Here is a 17,881-nt window from a genome sequence, read left to right as displayed (position 1 = left end):
TTATTTAAAAAAATAAATGACTAACATTTCTGCAGGTTCATTTGTGTTGTTGATTGGAACGTGAGGGATGTTGCCATTGTAGTATAGCAGATCTCCTTCTTCCAGTTTAAGTACTTCATCGTCCAGATGGTAGTCGATTTTTCCTTTTATGATGTATTTTAATTCGTGTGCTTCAGTGGTTACTTTGTCTCGTTCATTATTAGGGTCAATCGTTAAAAAGTTAACTTCGAAGGAGCTTGGGCCAGATGAGGCGTTCAGCCCAAAAAAATAATTAAAGCCAATGCTTTTGTCTTCACGGTCAATTTTTGTGCGGTCACCTTTTTTTAAGACGATATAAGATTGTTCGTCTTGTTGTTCAATTCTCTTAAAAAAATCGCCTAATGGATAGTTCAATTTTTCAATAAGTTTAATTGTAACGTGTAAAGAGGGAATAATTCTTCCGTTCTCTATCCTTGAAAGCATTCCTTTAGAAATTCCAGCACGATCGGCAAGCAGTTGAATTGTTAAACCTTCCGAAATTCGAATTTCTTTAATAAGTCTTCCTATCTGAGTAATGTTATCGTGTTTTACCATATCGGGGGCAAATATATGTATATTTTGTTTCTTATAGGTAAACAAAATGTGACGTAACGTAAACTTAACAATTAATTCACCAATTCTATACTGTACTAAAAATGGGCTTTATATAATTTTGACACGTAAAACAAAAAACAATAAATGTTTCGCAATAGTAAACAAAGGGTTTCAGGCTTGTTAACAAGAAATACACAATTTTTTACATTGTGGTGTTTTGTTGCTTCGTTTGGCGCGTATTTTTCAATGTACGCTTTTAGAAAGCCTTTTAATGCTGCTTTATTTTTAGATGGCGAAAGTTCTTTTTTGACTTCTAAGGCGTTTTTTATTATTGCTCAAGTTTTGGGTTATATGTGCTCAAAATTTATTGGTGTGAAAGTAATTTCTGAGCTTAAACCAAACCAAAGAGTGCGATTAATTCTTCTATTAATTCTAATAGCTGAGTTTGCATTATTCTTTTTTGCTATTGCTCCGTTGTCCTTTAAATTCATTTTTCTTTTTTTAAACGGGTTGCCTTTAGGAATGGTGTGGGGAGTCGTATTTAGTTTTTTAGAAGGAAGGCGTGTAACGGAATTTATTGCTTCTGGACTTTGCATTAGCGCAATCGTTTCATCAGGTTTTTTAAAATCTTTTGGGAGATATTTTATTGAGGAAATTGGTGTGCTAGATTTTTGGATGCCATTCTTGATTGGATTAATCTTCGTGCCTGTTTTCCTGTTTTTTGTATGGATGTTATGGGTGATACCTAAACCAAATTCCGATGATATACGACTCAAGAAAAAACGTGTGCCAATGACGAAATTGGATCGGTCAAATTTTTTAAACCGCTATAAATTTGGTTTACTTCTCCTAATTGCTTCTTATGCTATGCTTTCCGTGTTTAGGGATTTTAGAGATAATTTTAGTGTCGAAATTTGGTCGCAGATTAATGAAAAGGCGAGCTTGTCTATTTTTCTTGAAACTGAATCCATTGTAGGAATTATTGTCGTCTTATTAATGGGGTTATTCGTTTTTTTCAAGAATAACACAGCTGGACTAAAAGCAACATTCTTAATTATTGCTTTCGGATTTGCAACCTTAATAGTTTCAACACTTCTTTTTCAACGTTCAATTATTTCTGGCTACGAGTGGATTATTAGTAGTGGTGTGGGACTATATATGTCATATGTTCCGTTTCAAGTTGTTATTTACGAAAAGTTAATCGCTTGGTTGAATGAGCGTGGAAATGCTGGGTTTTTGATGTATTTGTCTGATAGTACGGGCTACTTTTTTGCCGTCGCAATCCTTACAGGAACAGAGTTTCTTAAATGGGAAGTTGATTGGTTAAATTTTATAATTAATGCCGCCTATTTTACAGGGATTATAGGTGTGATTCAACTGCTCCTATCATTTATCTATTTCATGAACAAAGAAGAGATTTCAAATCAAACAATTAAAGAAAGTTATGAGAAACACAATGCTTAAAATTGGAGGTGTTTTGCTGCTGCTATTGGTTTGCGGTAGTGTTAAAGCGAACGATTCGGACAGTTTAAAATTGGACAATATTGTAATTGCTTTTGATAAAGTTATTGAAGAGCATAACTATGAAAAATATGCTTTGTATAAGAAGGCATTTATCGAACAGGTTCAAAATTATGATGTGATCAATGAAGCCTACCTGGATAAAGTTTTAGTTGCGGCCAGGTATTTTAGAGACCCGCATTTCACCAAGATTATTTTTGACCTCTATCCTCAAAATGAAAAAAACATTTGCACTAAAAATTGTAAACACCACCATCACCACCACAATCATCATCATAATTAGACTCAAAATGAAATTAAAGCTATTATTAATACTGTTATTTATTCCCCTTTGTAAAGGATTCGCTCAAGTAGGTGCCGTAAAAGGTGTTGTTACTGATCAAGGCGAACCTGTGCCTTATGTTTACATTGAAATAGATTCACTTAATCTGAAAACGAAAGCAAACCTAGACGGCTCCTTTTCCCTCAATAATGTGCCATATGGAGAGCATCAACTCAGGATTTATTTTACGGGTTATATCGATTATTCACAGTTCATTCTGGTAGAGAAATCTGAAATGATTTTACCAAGTATTGAGGTAAGTGATGCTAAGAATAGAAATTTAGCAAAAGTTACAGTAACAGAGAAGATAAGAAACAGTCCAGTGAGGGGGAATTACATCCAAAAGATGGAAAATTCGATTGGAAATGTAGAGTATGTTGGCGATGGTGAAATGCCGGCATACAATGCTGCTGAAAATTTACAAAAAATGCCTTCGGTTACTGTGATTCGAGATCAGGGTGAAGGACGTTATATGTCGGTGCGTGGCACACCAACGGATTGGAATAGCGCTTTAATTAATGGAGATCGTTTGCCAGTAGCGGATGAGGAATCAGAGACCAGAACAATGGCTTTTGATGTGTTATCATCTGATTTACTTGATTATATTAAGGTGACGAAAGCTTTAACACCAGATATGGAGGGTGATGCCATAGGTGGTGCAGTCAACTTTATTACGAAAACTTCTCCGGACTCTTTGGAATTGCGCTTAAACATAATGAGCGGATATAGTTCACAAGCTCAGAAACCACTCTATAACATCAGTCTTTTTCATGGCAGTAGATCAAAGAATGGAAAGTTTGGTTATCTAATCAGTGGGTCGATGTTCCAGCGAAATTACGCTACTGACAATTTTGAAGTTGTTTATGGTTCTAATTTTAATCAGGGTGTTAATCGGTTAGAGTTAAGAGATTATATAGGAGAACGAACAACTGCCTCTGGTAATATCGCGTTGGATTATACTTTTAAGAATAATTCTCAAATTTATCTTAAAGGGTTAACGGGCTATTTTTTGGATGCTGAAAGAAATCGGAAAATGCGTTATAATTATGCAGTCGGAGCGGGATCTACAGTTAGTCTTCAGCATATATATTCTCAAGCAAATTCATTGTTGTTTGGAGGAGAATTCGGAACGAATTTAAATCTAACCAATAAATGGAAACTTAATTTGAAATACGCATATTACAATAATCGATTTGAATTTGGTAATGTGCCTTTTGGAGGTAATGATGAAAGAAACGGATACCAAGTTGTAACCTTTGAACAGTATAATATCAACTATTTAGATCAGGTTTATCTTGATAAATATGGTAATGCCTACAAGTCGGATGAAAATGGAAACCCTATTGATGAAAAAGGGAATCAAATTACAGACCCAACTTTAGAGTTGGCAAGAGTAAAGCTTCTTGGAAAAGATAACCCTTTAGGAAACGGAGACGATTGGAACAATATACAACCACAACCCAAGCAAGAGTTGAAAGCTGAAGAATTTGAATTTGCCAATGCTTATACAGAACTAAATGAAACTTGGGAAAGAGATCCTTTAATTGCCAATATTGATTTGTCATATGAACCTCATAAACGACTTAATTTAAAATTAGGGGGTAAAATTAGGTTTAAAGAAGGGTATCGAAAATTGAGTCTTCACGAATGGAAACAAAATTTTAATGTCTATACAGAACCACTCTTTTTAACCGATTATTCGCATAGTAATTTGAATTTGAACGGCGGTTTTTTACAGGAGTTAAATCAACCTTATGAGGGTAAGTTTATGCCGTTTTTGAATGAAGATGTTTCTGATAATTTTATTCCGAATTTGGGTGATACATTAAGAGAAGACCCTATGAATCCTGCTCATCATAGTTATTACGAATTTGTAGGTGCCTCATACCGCTACACAGAAGAAGTGTATGCCGGATACGTGATGGGCGATTATCAAATAACAGAAAAACTGAGTTTTATTGGAGGGTTAAGGACGGAATATACCAATTTAAATATGGTTGGTGATTCGCTTCAAGATGGTGAAGATGATTGGTTTTTAGCAAATGTATACGATGTTCCAAATGTAGGCTATAAAGTTGTGCCAATTGATGATGATCCATATGCAGGAGAATTGGAGCCAATAAAGGAATATACAGTGGGTTATCCAGTTGTTGAAGTAAAAACAAAACAATCTTATTATTCCTTATTACCAATGTTCCACTTGCGTTATGATTTCAATAAGCAATTGGTATATCGTGCCGCTTTAACTCGTTCGTTCAGAAGACCAAATTTTATAGAAACCAAACCTGGCTCTCCAATAATTGATTTTTCTAATCTAGAATTTAATCAGGGTAATCCTAACTTAAAACCAGCTTATGCCTGGAACGCTGACTTAATGGTTGAGTACTATATGCCAAATGCAGGATTACTTTCAGGAGGAGTTTTTGCTAAAAGAATTAATGAACATATCTATCGAACAATAACGGCGGACAGCGATCCACAAACTGGTATTATTTATAAATCTTACCAAAATGCAATTGATCCGATTACTATCCTAGGAGCAGAGGTCAATGCACGAAAATATTTTGATTTTTTAACTGGTGTTGTAAAGAATTTTGGACTTGAATCAAACTTGACATATACCTATTCTGAAATGAATTTTCCTGGTCGAAGTTTTAAACAGGCATTGCCGCTCCAGCCTAAATTACTTTTTAATGGTGCGTTGCTATATACGGATAGACAAAAAGGGTTAAATATACGTTTGGCAGCTAATTATACTGGTGGTTATTTGATGGAAGTAAATACTTCTGCAATTCAAACAGAAGATGGTGAAATCGGTTTAATTAATGATAATACAGAGTATGATGTTTACATGAAAGATAAATGGTCGCTGGATTTCAGTGCCTCTTATAAAGCGTTTCAATTTTTAAAATTTTATGTGGAATGTACAAATATTTTAAACACGCCACTTTATATCTATCGGGGTCAAACTTATCGACCGGTGCAGGTTGAATATTATGGCTTCCGACTAAACCTTGGATTAAAATTCGATCTCTAATTCTCAATTAAAAACAAAAAACAATGAAAACAAAATTCAACACTAAAATTAAATTAAAAGCCGTGTTTATGGCGTGTGCCTTATTTGGCACATTTAGCCTTAACGCGCAAGATGAACATGATGAGTATAAACTACTTTTCATAGGAATAGATGGCGTGCGAGCAGATGCGCTAAAGCAATTAATGGATGATGATATGATTCCTATTATGAAAGAATTGTTTGCTACAGGGACTTATACATTTGATTCTTGGCACCTGGGTGTAACATCTTCTGGTCCATCATGGTCGGATATGTTAACGGGTGTTTGGGAAAATAAACACGGTGTTACGAACAATAGTTATACTGGAAGTGAATATGATGATTATCCCTATTTTCCAACTCGTGTGAAAGAATGTCGTCCTAATGCGAAGGCTGTTCAAGTTACTTCTTGGAGTCCCATGAGTGATAACGTTTATAACGATGGATGGGATAACAAATTAATTCCACCAACGGACGATGCTTGCGCTCTTGCAGCAGTATCTCAATTAATTGACCCAGATTTAGATATTCTTTTTGTTCATTTTGATGATGTCGATGGTGCTGGACATGGAAATGGTTTTAATCCAGCTATTCCTGCATATATGAATGCTATAACGTATGTTGATACAAAAGTAGGGCAAGTTATTGAAGCCGTTCAAAGTCGTGCTAATTATGGTTCTGAAAAATGGGTAATAATGTTAACTACCGATCACGGTGGTACGGGAACAACACATGGAGGAAATTCTGATACGGAACGTCATATTTGGTGGGTAGCAAACGGGTATGGAATTCCTTCAATGGAAATTACGGGTGCAGATCCTGGTTCATACCAATTCGGAGATACTCCAGATCCAGAATTAATTCAGTCAACTCCTGTATTAACGGATATCGCTGTAACTGCAATTGATCATTTAATCCCAGGGTCAGACTGTGAAGAGAGTCATGCCGATGAATGGAAACTTGATGGAAAATCATGGTTGGATGAAGGTAGTTTGTATGTTGAAGGAAATGATTTTGAAGATGCTTTGGATGTTACTGTATATCCTAACCCAAATAATGGAGTGTTTGATGTGGTAGTTACTTCTATCGATAATGTTCAAACAGAACTTCTATTGTTAGATGTTGCTGGTAAAGTAGTTTATCGCAACACTCTGGCAGAATTCAATTCGTATAGTAAGTTAAGAATTAACCTACAAGATTATGAAAATGGAGTCTATGTGATGCAAGTTAAAAACGGAGATAAAATAGTTACTAAGAAAGTGGTAAAACACTAAAATTTAATCTACCTGAAATAATCAGGTACAACATCTTTCAATTATGAAAAAAGTACTTTTTTTGGCAGCAAGCTTTTTTGCTGCAACTGGAACTGTATTGTCTCAAGGTCCGAACGAGGCTTTCGATTTATCGGCAAATGCAGTAGCCAAAAATCATATCGATATGGGAGACCTTCCTATCGGTGAAACTGATTTTACACTTGAATTTTGGTATCGTGCTGGCGGTGTGGCCGGAGATCCTGCAATATTCTCAAATAAAAATTGGGATTCTGGAGCAAACACAGGATTGAATATAGCGATACAAGGGGGCGGAAATAATATGGATATCAATTTCAAAAGTGAAGAAGGAGAGCGAGTAGATTTAAACATAACCAGTATTGATTTTACATCGCGGTGGCATCTTGTCAGCTTGACGTTTGATCGTGATGGAGAAATGATGGCTTATGTTAATGGTATATTACAAGTGGCTGAAGATATTTCTGTTTCTCCAGGAACTATTGCGAGTGAAAACACCTTTAAGTTAGGACAGGATGGTACCGGATCTTATGGAGGACAAGATCAGGGTCAATTTGATGAAGTGCGAATTTGGTCGGACTTAAGAACGGAATCTGAAATTCGAAACAATATGTCAACTCGCTTAACAGGAGCAGAAGAAGACTTGATTCTTTATTATACATTCGATGAAGAGACCGATGAAAATGTTACTTCGTTGACGGGAGCTTATCACGGAGAAATTATTGAGTTTGTCGCAGATAATAGGTCTTATTCAGGCGCGGCTATTGGGGATGAAGTGACAACAATTTATTCGGAAGAATGGGATGGTGCAGAATTTGTATTGAGTTCTCCAACGGGTACGTGCACAATTAACGGTTTTACGGGTGAATTGTTAGGTTTACAATTCTATCGCATAGATGGTGCTCCAAACTCTGATGATGGTATTTATAACCTTTACGGAAATGATAATTATTTTGGTGTTTATTTAATTGAAGGTGAATCGGTATCTTATGACTTAAAGTATGAATACGCGAGTTTCGAAGAGGCTTTGACGCATGAAGAGGAAGTATATCTTGCAAATCGTCAAGACAATTCATATATGACTTGGTTTAATGCAGATGCAACTATAGACTATGATGAGGATGAAATGAATCTAAACTATTCTAACAGTGCAGAGTTTATATTAGGTTTTGATTATTTAGGTGAGCCAGAACCGGTTGATGATCACCTCGGTGCAGGGATGAGCTTAGATTTTAATGGAACTAATAACTGGGCGGATTTATCAAATGGTAAAGTGTCGGCTGCCTCTTTAAATCTTCCTGTTGATAGTATTACTGTAGAGGTTTGGGTGAACCCTAAAACCTTTAATACTTGGAATGCGGCAGTTGGATTTCTTCAGGACAACGGTTCATTCGAACGTGGATGGGATATCGAGACAAGGGATGGCAATAAATTTGCCTTTGCTTTAGCTACAGATGGTGCACTAACTTATCTTGAAACTGAAGGTAGTTTTGTGGTGGATAGATGGTATCATGTTGTTGGAACGTATGACGGGTCAATTCAAAAAATATATGTTAATGGTCATTTAGAGGCTGAAACTGAGGTAAATTCTGGTCCAATTGATTATGCAGATTCTTGGTTAGCAGTAGGAGCTTATAAAGATGATAATGAAGAGATTCACTTAAATGCTGAAATCGATGAGGTTAGAATTTGGAACGAAGTACGAAATCCAGAAGAAATTCGTGATATGATGTGCGAAAAACTTGACCCAAGTACGGATAATTTAGTCGCTTATTACCAATTCGATGAAACTGAAGGTTTAGAGGTTGTAGATGCGTCTGGACACATAGCAAATGGAACGATGACGGATATGATGATTGATAGAAGAGTTGAGTCTGGAGCTCCAGTTGGTGATGAATCGGTTCATCTTTATGATGTGGATTGGACAAGTGAGGAATTAAACTTATCGCTTGTAGGCAATGGTGAATTAACTGTTAAAGTTCTTGAAGAAAATCCTTATGGTGTGCACATTTATCGTGTTGAAGGGGCGCCAATTACTCCCGACGAATTTCCTTTGATAGAGTCAACCGCGGGTTATTTCGGAGTTTTTATTGCTGAAGAAGATGAACAAGAATTGGCAAAATACAAATACGAATGGGACTATACCGAATTTTCAGAAGCTGAATCGGTTGAAGATGATTTGCTTGTTATTCAACGTCCTTCTAAAGTAGCGGAAATATGGTCGATTAATGATGCGAGTATAGAAGTGTTGGATAATGAAGTGATAGGTGATACTATGGCGTATCGCACTGAAGTTATTTTGTCTACAAATGTTGGAGTGTCATGTTCATTACCTTCTAATTTAGGATTATTAGAGAACACAGAATCGACCGCAACAATTAATTGGGAAAATGGCGGATCTGGAATTTCAAATATTCAATATGGTGTGCTGGGATTTGATTTAGGCGAAGGTGAGTTCCTAAACAATCAAACGGACGATTTTGAGCTAATAGAAGATGTTGAAAGCGATTTGTTATATGCATTCTATGTTCAGGATAGCTGTGAATCTGGTAACAGCCCTTGGGTGGGGCCATTTATTTTTACCGCTGCTCAATGTGAAGAACCTGCTGATATAGTAATTGATCCGATTACTGATAATTCTGCAACAATAAATTGGGATGGAATGAATGGAACAGATTGGACTTTCTCTTGGGGACTTGAAGGGTTCTTGGTGGAATTTGGTGTTATGACCACAGCTACGGAAATACCTTTTACTTTAGCTGGATTAACCCCTGAAACCGCTTATCAATTTTACCTTAGGTCTAATTGTACCTTTGATGAGTCAAATTGGGTAGGTCCTTTTGATTTTTCAACCTTAGAATTGGATGATACTGGAATTGATGAGGGTGAGTTTAGTTTTGAATTTTACCCTAATCCAGTGAATGAAATCTTATATATCAAAGATGCTCCCGCTGATGGAATTTGGATGCTGACTAATGCTCAAGGAAAAGTCTTGACAACTGGTGAGGTAAGTGGAAATAGCAAAATAGAAATTGCGTTTGATGAATTTGAAAATGGAGTTTACTTCATTCAAATGATTGAAGCTCAAAAAATAGTTGCTAAACAAATCGTTAAAAATTAATAATAAGCTTAAAAGCCGAATCACAGTGTGGTTCGGCTTATTGATTAAATTATGGTAGATGCAATAATTGTAGGTGCTGGTGTGTTAGGAACGTTTCACGCTTATCATCTTGCTTTAAAAGGTTATAAGGTAATCGTTTTCGAGAAAGATATCCAACCAAGAGAAGCAACTGTTCGAAATTTTGGACAAGTTGTTCCGTCCGGTTTTCCAATCGGTAGATGGCACGAATACGGAAAATATAGTACAAAATTATACAAAGAGTTACAATCTAAAACAGATATAGGTATTCGTAATAACGGTTCTTTGTACATTGCTTCTGATTCAAGTGAGATGGATGTGCTTGAAGAAATGAGTCAAAAATTTGCCGAAACAGGATATGCTTCTGAACTTTTTTCCAAAAATCAAGTTTTAAACTATTCCGACCGATTTAAAGAGGATTATGTTTTTGGAGGGTTGTTTTTTGAACAAGAAGTCTCGGCCGAACCGCGTAAAATGATCTTTGCTCTTCAAAACTATTTATCTGCTCAGTATTCGATTGAATTCCGTTATCAGTCGGCAGTCGTTAATGTTCAACCTTCAGGTAATGGTACAAAGGTTAGTTTGGCGAATGGCGAAGTGTACAATGCTCAAAAGACGTTTATTTGTAACGGACGTGATTTTAATTTTCTCTTTCCAACCTTGTTCAAATCAGCTAATATTGAAATTTCAAAATTACAAATGATGGCAACTAAACCGGTTAATTTCGACTTGAAAGGGAATATTTTAACTGGGCTTAGCATTCGACGATATGAGTCATTTAAAACGTGCAACGCTTATGAGCGACTTAATCCTTTAAATGCACATACGGAATTGCAAGAGTTAGGCATCCACTTACTTTTTAAACAACGAGTTGATGGAAGTATAATTATTGGTGATTCTCATGTTTATGCGGATGCTGCGATAGGTTTTGACACTGGATTTGATGAGTCGCAACTCATAAACGATAAAATACTTGCCGAAGCAAAGAGAATACTTGCAATGCCAGAAATCGAAATTGCAGAAGTTTGGTCAGGATTTTATAGCCAGATGAAAGGTGGAGAAGAAATATTTGAATACTCAATTGATGATTGTATTTATATATCAACTGCTATTGGAGGTAAAGGTATGACGGCCTCTGCTGGTTATGCAAAAGAACAAATAGATATTATTTACGGTTAAATTACTTTGGTACTCCGTTGAGGTTTGATCATAATTGCGAATTTTACGTTTCGTTCTCGCAGTTATTGGTCAAACCTTTTTTTGTTTTAATAAATCGTTGATTAAGAGCATGAAAGTGTAGGTGTTTGAAAAAAAGTTCAAAAAAAATGCAATAGATTTTAAAATCATCGTCTTTACTGTTGAGAAGAGCATAAGCTAAGTTTGCATGAATTCCAATTTGGACAACGAAAATAAATTAAAGGTCTTTTTTAGTGAGGAATATAGCTTGCTAAAAAAGTATGTAAAGTCCAGAATTGAGGAAAGTGCCGACCGCGATGCAGAAGATATCCTTCAAGATGTTGCAGTGAAATTATTCGCGCGAAATAATTCTTCACCAATCCACAACGTCGCAGGTTTCGTTTATGGTTCAATTCGTAATAAAATTGTAGATATTATGAGAACCCGTAAAGGAACATCATCTGTAGAATTTGAAGCAGATAACCAGCTGATAGAATACATTGACTGGTTGTATAATGAAGCTGATCAAGCCTACTCGGAACGAATGAAGCATGCTTTAAAAATGGCGATCGCTTCTTTAAAACCGAAGTACCGCGAAGTTGTTTTAGCCATTGATTTTGGTCGAATGACTTATCGTGAATTATCAGAAGAATTAGATGTTTCTGAAGGAACATTAATGTCTAGAAGACATCGGGCTTTAGCTATCCTCAATGAAATTCTAACTAAAGAAAAAAACGAAAATTAAAATTGATAAAATGGGAAATTTTTTTGAAGAGAAAATAAGTGGTCGTTCACCGTGGGAAATAGCGGGTTGGGTACTATTAGCGATTGTCGGATTTTCAGGGTTGGTCATTTTTTTTGGCTTTATCCTTATGTGGTTGTGGAACTGGTTAATGCCTGATTTGTTTGGATTACCAATAATTACTTTTTGGCAAGGAATGGGACTTTGCTTATTAGCTAAAATCTTCTTTGGTGGATTTGGCGGCGGCGGTGGAAGTAGCCATAAAAAGGAAAGTAGAAAACATAAAATGCATCGCGGAATCGCAAAGTCGTGCAAAGAAGAGGCAAAAGCTGAAATTTCTAAATGGAAAATGTATGACCAATTTTGGGAAGACGAAGGGAATAAAGCCTTTGAAGAATATGTCTCCCGAAAAAGAAATGAAAAAACAGAGGAAGAATAATGGAGCCCTTGATTTTTAAAACTAATATAATTTCAGATAAAGCTGTGATGTTGGTCGACGAAGTGTTCAGTCAAACTCCTGAAATTTATAATTGGCATGTAGATAGAGAAGATGTTGATCGGGTTATGAGAATTGAGCTAGCCGCAGTTCTGCCCGAGCAATATGTTATACAACTAATGAATAAGTTAGGATTCAAATGTGAAGTACTTCCTTGATTGTTTAAGGAATGAAATAGGTAAACGTTAAACAGAGGTCTTGATTTATATAGTTGCCAGTGCTGTATTCCCAATAGTAGTGTTCTGAATAGTAGATTCTTACCCCAATATTATAGTCAATGCCAATTTGATAGCGTTCCTTAAATAAAGTGGTTAGTTGTATGGTGACTTGGTTGTTGAATCGTTGTACTGGGTGGTAATGATCCGGATCTGTGACGTTTTTGATTTCATATTCGTAGAGTGGATACATTGATTCTTTTTCGGATTCGTAGTTCGTACGGGTCCTATATTTACCTGAAATAAAATAATTAACCTTATATCCAATACCAATCGTTTGGTTTATTTTTTCACCAATATGATAGTTTAATCCAAAAATTATAGGGATGGAAACGCGATGAAAAGTTTGTTTCCTTACACCATTAGATTCATAATAAGTGTCTTCTATTGTATTGGTTGATTGGTCGTAAAACGTTTGATAGCCCTTACTTTTTACCCTTAATCTTGTACCGACTATATTGTAGTTTACACCGGAGATGATTCTCAAGTGTTTCCCAATTTCTAGTTGAGGTCTATATCCTATCGTAAAACCGAGAAGTGGATAATAGTATTCTCTAAATGTATACTTGTCATTTTTATTGCTTTTTATATATGGAGCTTGAGCTGCTGTAATTCCTAAATCAAATCCCTGTCGAAACGTGATTTGACTTTCTCCTGGAAATGAACTTAATATAAAGACTAAAAAAAGTGTAAAAATTGGGCGCATAACTCTTTTTTATGTCTAAAATACAGAATTAATTCCGATCTAGAATTTCTGTCCACAGTTTCGCAGCTTTGCGATTTTCACCATTTTCATCCAATATTCCAGTATCACGCCATATCTTGCCTAAATCCTTTAGCGATACAGGAAAAGTTTCCCATAAAGCATCAAAATCACGATGGGCCCACCAAATAATGAATTTGTAATCGTGGTTATGCGCATTAATTAGTAAGGTGGAAAGATATTCTTCTTGTTCTTTTTCCGAACTCTTGATGTGAAGATTTAATCCTTCAACATTTAAATCATTAGCCAGGTGACTGGTTTCAACAAATGCAATTGGTAACTGGGTATGATCATGTAAAAAATCAAAAGCTTTTTGAAACTCTTTTCGTTTGTTTAAACCTTTAAAGAATGGATAAAAACTTATAGCGGCAAAATCCATTTCATTTACTAACTCATCTGTTTCTTTGGTGATTTCTGTCGCATTATCTGAATCATTTTCATACCAATTATGTAAGGTGACAGATTCTGATGTCATAATGTGAGGGTATAATGCTTTGATTGTTGTTCTGACGTTTGTCATTGCTAAGCGATAATCCTCCCATTCTTCTGGATTGTTAATTAGAAAGTCATTCGATTCAATTGACAGTACTAAATATTGAGGTTGAAAACCTTCAATTAGATAAATGATATGGTTGGTATAGGCGTCAACAATTACTTCGTCGTTTAGTTTTTCATAAATGGGTGGGTTTCCTGTCAAATCTTCCTTTATACCGTTGCGCGCATTGTTTAGAAAACTAACTGATAATAATAATTCTTGATCAAATGAACGTTGCGCAATTTTACCAGCAATATTTGCGGAGTATTCTTCGGGTAAAGGTTCTCCATTAATCCAGTGATTCCAAGGGATATAATCATCAATATGTTCGGCGTAAATATCTCCATTGGTTTTGACATAATTGTAAGTCGATGCGACATCATTCGGTTCAGGTCCATAGGGCCAAGTAGTAAACCCCATTTTAAAATGACGTTGTTCAATGAGCTTTTTTGGATTGTTTTTTTTACATGCTGAAAAAAGTAAAATAAATACCAGAAAAGGGATTGTGATTTTCATAAACATACGTTTTTGCGATTTGCGCAAATTACTTTTTTTAACTGCTTTAATCAATTATTCTTTTGACGTCTGCCCGCATAAATTTGTTACAAAGATTAAAGCTATGAAATATTTAATAATTACTCTTTTATCTCTTTTTGTTCTATCAGGATTCAGTCAGAATTCGGTTGATTTAGCCAATGTTTATTTTAGAACGTCTCCTTTTAATCACCAAGAAAACAAAGGCGGGCAAAAACATATGAATATTCTTGGGTTTGATGCTAAATTTCCACTTGTTATTAACCAGAATAATGTACTCGTTTTTGGAGCAGAACATCAACAATTAAAGATTCACTCTCTCGATAATGAGGAGCGGAGCACGTCTTATTTTAGTAATGGTTTGCAAATGGGAATAGAGCATCGATGGAATAAAAGGTCGAAGACTATTTTAATGGGGTTTTCAAGATTAAATAGTGATTTCAATTCGGTTGATATTTCACATTTTCAACAAGGTGGACTTTTATTGAATACAACTGCAAGAAGTGAAAAGTTTGAGTGGAAATACGGGGCTTATTATAATACTGAATTTTATGGTCCGCTAATCGTTCCATTATTTGGATTTAATTGGACAGTTAATGAAGTGTTTATGGTGAAAATGGTGTTGCCTGTATCTATTGATTTATCCTACAAAAGCGATAGTAACCTTGTTGCAGGTGTTCGTTTTGAAGGAGTGAATGCTTCTTATCGAACGAATCAAAATCAAAGTAAAACACCAGGTTACCTCGATCGTTCTGACAATAATTTATGGGCATATACTGAGTTTGAAATTGGAAAAAATGTTTGGTTTCACGTCAAGGCGGGTCATTCAATTCTGCGAAATTATACGCTGTATACTAATGATCAACAGGTGCGGGGTAAAGTAGGGCCGATAAATATCGGAGATTCTCGAGAAAATGATATCCATGGGTTTAAAGATGGACTGTCTCTTGAGGCACGACTTATTTATCGGTTACCGTTAGAATAATTGTTTGAGTATTCGGAAAAGAGATAATTGAAGATTTAGAATTAATTTTGAGCTAAATTTCAAGAATGATTCGTATCCAAAAACCAACACCAATAGACGTAGAAGGTTTAACAATACTAGCAAGACAAACGTTTGTGCAGTCCCATGGGCATAGTGCACCAAAAGGTGATATTTATAATTATCTTGAGAAAAACTATACAAAAGAACTGTTCATGCAAGAGATTGATAGTCCTGAAAATCATTACTTTTTAGTTTATTATAAGGATGAATTAGTTGGATTTTCAAACTTGAAATTGAATCAGCCTGTACCGAATCATTTGGGTAAATCAGCGGCAAAATTGGACCGAATTTACCTGTTGTCAAATTATCATGGGATGGGTTTAGCAAAAAAACTCTATCAAAAAAATGTGGACTTGGCAAAATTAAATGGGCAAGAAGGTTTATGGTTATACACATGGGTCGAAAATCACCGTGCCATTTCTTTCTATGAAAAGGAAGGGTTTAAAAGAATCGGAACTCATAACTTTCGTATTTCGACTAACCATGTCAATCCAAATTGGGTGTATTATTGTTCACTAATTTAACTATGTATTTCTGTGCCTGCATTGGTCTTGTTACGTTCTAATGGAATGATTTTTTTGATTTGATTGGTTCCGTTGACTTTGGTAGATACGCTGTATTTTCTTAGCTTTCTACGGTTAAAACGTTGAATCGCTTTTTGATTTTGCTGATAATAGTAGAATGTTAAAATAAGTGGTGCTGCGAATAAACCGATTAAAATACTATCTGATAAAAAGGTATGTGCTGTTAGTCTGTAAAAAAGAAAAGTAGGAAGAATAAAAGAAAAACCGAGGGCTATTAAGCCCAAATATATCCGTAAACGAATATTTATTACAGCTTTAAAGTCATCAACAGAAAGTTGTTCTTCTTTATTACAATTACAGCACCTTACTCGGATTTTTTCACCGTATTTTTTAGCAAGTTCATTTCTACTCTTCACAGAATAATGATGAGTGGTAATCTCTTTACAAGTGGAGCAAATTGTTTCGAGTGTCATAAATTTTGGGTTTATGACATTAATGTACTAAAAATTAAGGTATTATCCTAGTGTGAATCTGATAGGTAACGTAAATCTAACTCGAATTGGATGCCCATAGGATTTCCCAGGTTCCCATTTTGGCATGTTTTGAACGAGTTTAACTGCTTCTTCATCAATTGATTTGGAAACACCTCTCATAATGTGTACATCTTCTATACTTCCATCTCTCATAATGGTAAAGCCTACATACGCAATCCCTTGTTCTCCATTTTCTCGCGCCTCTTCGGGATATTCGATGTTTTGCATTATATAGCGTGATAAAGCACTTTCATTTCCATAGAATTTTGGATCAATAAATTCCTCGCCTTCATACGCAATTGAATTTCCTGAGGTATCATAAAACTCTCGTTTTACGGAGTCAATTGAGATAAATTCTTCTTGAGAACTCAATTGGCCATTTTCATAATAATACGTCCATACACCGGTTTTACTTCCTTTCGAATTAAATTTCCCTTCATACGCTAACTGACCGTTTGAGTGAAATCCACGCCAAGTATCAACTTCTTTGTTCTCTTCAAATCTACCTGAATCAATCAACGTTGAATTTGTCCATATTTCGTACACGCCATGTAATTTATTATCTAAATAACCACATTTTTTATTTAATTCTCCATCTTTCGAATAAAACTCCCATACTCCAGTCCGTTGATTGTTTTTATATGCGCCTTTACTTTCAAGATTTTGATTGTTATGATAATATTTCCAATTCCCTTCTTTTGAATTGTTCTGAAAATTACCCTCGTAAACAAGATTACCTTGATAATTGTATTTTTTGTAAAAGCCATTAATCGTACTCAGATCATTTCCTTTAAATATCCCTTCAAAACTAGGATAACGATCTTTCTTTCCTTGCGTGTAGTAAAAGTTGCTATCCGGTAGCTCCAACCGTTTAGAATAGTAGGTTGCTTTTTTCTCTTTACATTCATTCCAATCAAGGTCAAAATAACGAACGATTGTGTCATTTTGAGCATTGCAATAGGCGATAAATCCTGTAAATAGGACTATTAAGGAGTACTTCATTAAGTAGTTTATTTGGTGCAGCTTTGTACGGCTTCAAAAAATAGTTGGTGGGCGTCTTCTACAACTTCTGGGTAGTTGTCCGTAATTCCTTCGTCATTCGCTTTTTGATCAAGCTTAGATTGTGCGTTTCCATTGCAAGTCGCAACTTCTTCGATTAATTGATCTCCCTCTACTGCCAAATTATTAATACAGTCACATGCGGATAAAGCTAAACTTTCAGCCTCTGCATTTAACATTGTTTTTGCTTCAGATTCAGTTAAGGATCCACATGAACTAACTGCAAATAAAAAGCTTAAAAACGATCCGAATAAAATTTTCTTTTTCATTGTGTTAATTTTTGCTCACTAAAATAAGTATAAATTGGCAGCAGTTTGAACTTGTGTCCTCTATTTTTAAATGGATGGATTGTACACTATT

At 35.4% G+C, this 17,881-nt stretch carries 17 protein-coding genes; 11 read left to right on the top strand and 6 right to left on the bottom strand.

Going from position 1 to position 17,881, the window contains the following annotated elements:
• Window positions 1–573, bottom strand: coding sequence for a helix-turn-helix domain-containing protein (locus tag A8143_RS06025; protein ID WP_066757056.1), 573 nt, complete (start codon window positions 571–573; stop codon window positions 1–3).
• Between the two features lie 144 nt (window positions 574–717).
• Between A8143_RS06025 and A8143_RS06020 the strand changes: the two genes are divergently transcribed.
• From A8143_RS06020 to A8143_RS05980, 9 genes are all read left to right on the top strand, one after another.
• On the top strand, window positions 718–2,037 hold the full coding sequence (locus tag A8143_RS06020; RefSeq protein WP_066757054.1) for a DUF5690 family protein: 1,320 nt from the start codon (window positions 718–720) through the stop codon (window positions 2,035–2,037).
• Window positions 2,018–2,377, top strand: coding sequence for a hypothetical protein (locus A8143_RS06015; RefSeq protein WP_066757052.1), 360 nt, complete (start codon window positions 2,018–2,020; stop codon window positions 2,375–2,377). The genes A8143_RS06020 and A8143_RS06015 overlap by 20 nt, the downstream gene beginning before the upstream one ends.
• 7 nt (window positions 2,378–2,384) lie before the next feature.
• Window positions 2,385–5,453: a TonB-dependent receptor gene (locus A8143_RS06010; RefSeq protein WP_175437494.1), complete on the top strand. Its 3,069-nt coding sequence runs from the start codon at window positions 2,385–2,387 to the stop codon at window positions 5,451–5,453.
• Between the two features lie 23 nt (window positions 5,454–5,476).
• Window positions 5,477–6,745 carry an alkaline phosphatase family protein gene (locus tag A8143_RS06005; protein ID WP_066757042.1) on the top strand — a complete coding sequence of 423 codons (1,269 nt, stop codon included), beginning with the start codon at window positions 5,477–5,479 and terminating at the stop codon, window positions 6,743–6,745.
• 43 nt (window positions 6,746–6,788) lie between these two features.
• The gene (locus A8143_RS06000) at window positions 6,789–9,881 is read left to right on the top strand and encodes a LamG-like jellyroll fold domain-containing protein (protein WP_066757039.1); all 3,093 of its coding nucleotides are present in this window, start codon (window positions 6,789–6,791) and stop codon (window positions 9,879–9,881) included.
• A 51-nt stretch (window positions 9,882–9,932) separates the two neighbouring features.
• Complete coding sequence (locus A8143_RS05995) at window positions 9,933–11,078, top strand: TIGR03364 family FAD-dependent oxidoreductase (protein ID WP_066757036.1); 1,146 nt, start codon at window positions 9,933–9,935, stop codon at window positions 11,076–11,078.
• A gap of 205 nt (window positions 11,079–11,283) precedes the next feature.
• Window positions 11,284–11,820 (top strand): RNA polymerase sigma factor, encoded by a 537-nt coding sequence (locus A8143_RS05990; RefSeq protein ID WP_066757032.1) that lies wholly within the window; start codon window positions 11,284–11,286, stop codon window positions 11,818–11,820.
• A gap of 10 nt (window positions 11,821–11,830) precedes the next feature.
• Complete coding sequence (locus tag A8143_RS05985) at window positions 11,831–12,256, top strand: hypothetical protein (RefSeq protein WP_066757029.1); 426 nt, start codon at window positions 11,831–11,833, stop codon at window positions 12,254–12,256.
• A complete protein-coding gene (locus A8143_RS05980; RefSeq protein ID WP_066757026.1) occupies window positions 12,256–12,471 on the top strand; it encodes a hypothetical protein in 216 nt (71 codons plus the stop codon). Before A8143_RS05985 ends, A8143_RS05980 begins: the two co-directional genes overlap by 1 nt.
• A 4-nt stretch (window positions 12,472–12,475) precedes the next feature.
• On the opposite strand, the gene A8143_RS05975 is transcribed toward A8143_RS05980, so the two are convergent.
• Together A8143_RS05975 and A8143_RS05970 are read right to left on the bottom strand one after the other, a co-directional pair.
• Window positions 12,476–13,234 (bottom strand): outer membrane beta-barrel protein, encoded by a 759-nt coding sequence (locus tag A8143_RS05975; RefSeq protein ID WP_066757023.1) that lies wholly within the window; start codon window positions 13,232–13,234, stop codon window positions 12,476–12,478.
• A gap of 28 nt (window positions 13,235–13,262) precedes the next feature.
• The gene (locus tag A8143_RS05970) at window positions 13,263–14,342 is read right to left on the bottom strand and encodes a glycosyl hydrolase 53 family protein (protein WP_175437493.1); all 1,080 of its coding nucleotides are present in this window, start codon (window positions 14,340–14,342) and stop codon (window positions 13,263–13,265) included.
• A 103-nt stretch (window positions 14,343–14,445) separates the two neighbouring features.
• On the opposite strand from A8143_RS05970, the gene A8143_RS05965 reads away from it, so the two are divergent.
• Both A8143_RS05965 and A8143_RS05960 read left to right on the top strand, forming a co-directional pair.
• Window positions 14,446–15,345, top strand: coding sequence for a DUF6268 family outer membrane beta-barrel protein (locus tag A8143_RS05965; RefSeq protein ID WP_139134278.1), 900 nt, complete (start codon window positions 14,446–14,448; stop codon window positions 15,343–15,345).
• A 65-nt stretch (window positions 15,346–15,410) separates the two neighbouring features.
• Window positions 15,411–15,929, top strand: a complete 519-nt coding sequence (locus tag A8143_RS05960) for a GNAT family N-acetyltransferase (protein ID WP_066757017.1) — start codon at window positions 15,411–15,413, stop codon at window positions 15,927–15,929.
• On the opposite strand, the gene A8143_RS05955 is transcribed toward A8143_RS05960, so the two are convergent.
• From A8143_RS05955 to A8143_RS05945, 3 genes are read right to left on the bottom strand one after another with little or no spacing between them, the layout of a single operon-like run.
• Window positions 15,926–16,402 (bottom strand): hypothetical protein, encoded by a 477-nt coding sequence (locus tag A8143_RS05955; RefSeq protein WP_066757014.1) that lies wholly within the window; start codon window positions 16,400–16,402, stop codon window positions 15,926–15,928. The two genes, A8143_RS05960 and A8143_RS05955, sit on opposite strands and share 4 nt — an antisense overlap.
• 42 nt (window positions 16,403–16,444) lie before the next feature.
• Window positions 16,445–17,464: an energy transducer TonB gene (locus A8143_RS05950; RefSeq protein WP_066757011.1), complete on the bottom strand. Its 1,020-nt coding sequence runs from the start codon at window positions 17,462–17,464 to the stop codon at window positions 16,445–16,447.
• An 8-nt stretch (window positions 17,465–17,472) separates the two neighbouring features.
• Window positions 17,473–17,790 carry a hypothetical protein gene (locus A8143_RS05945; protein ID WP_066757008.1) on the bottom strand — a complete coding sequence of 106 codons (318 nt, stop codon included), beginning with the start codon at window positions 17,788–17,790 and terminating at the stop codon, window positions 17,473–17,475.
• Window positions 17,791–17,881 lie beyond the last annotated feature (91 nt).

The sequence above is a fragment of the Crocinitomix algicola genome (genome assembly GCF_001661595.2).
In the GTDB taxonomy this organism is placed as follows: Bacteria; Bacteroidota; Bacteroidia; order Flavobacteriales_D; family Crocinitomicaceae; genus Crocinitomix; species Crocinitomix algicola.
This window is presented reverse-complemented; position numbering and strand designations above follow the sequence as displayed.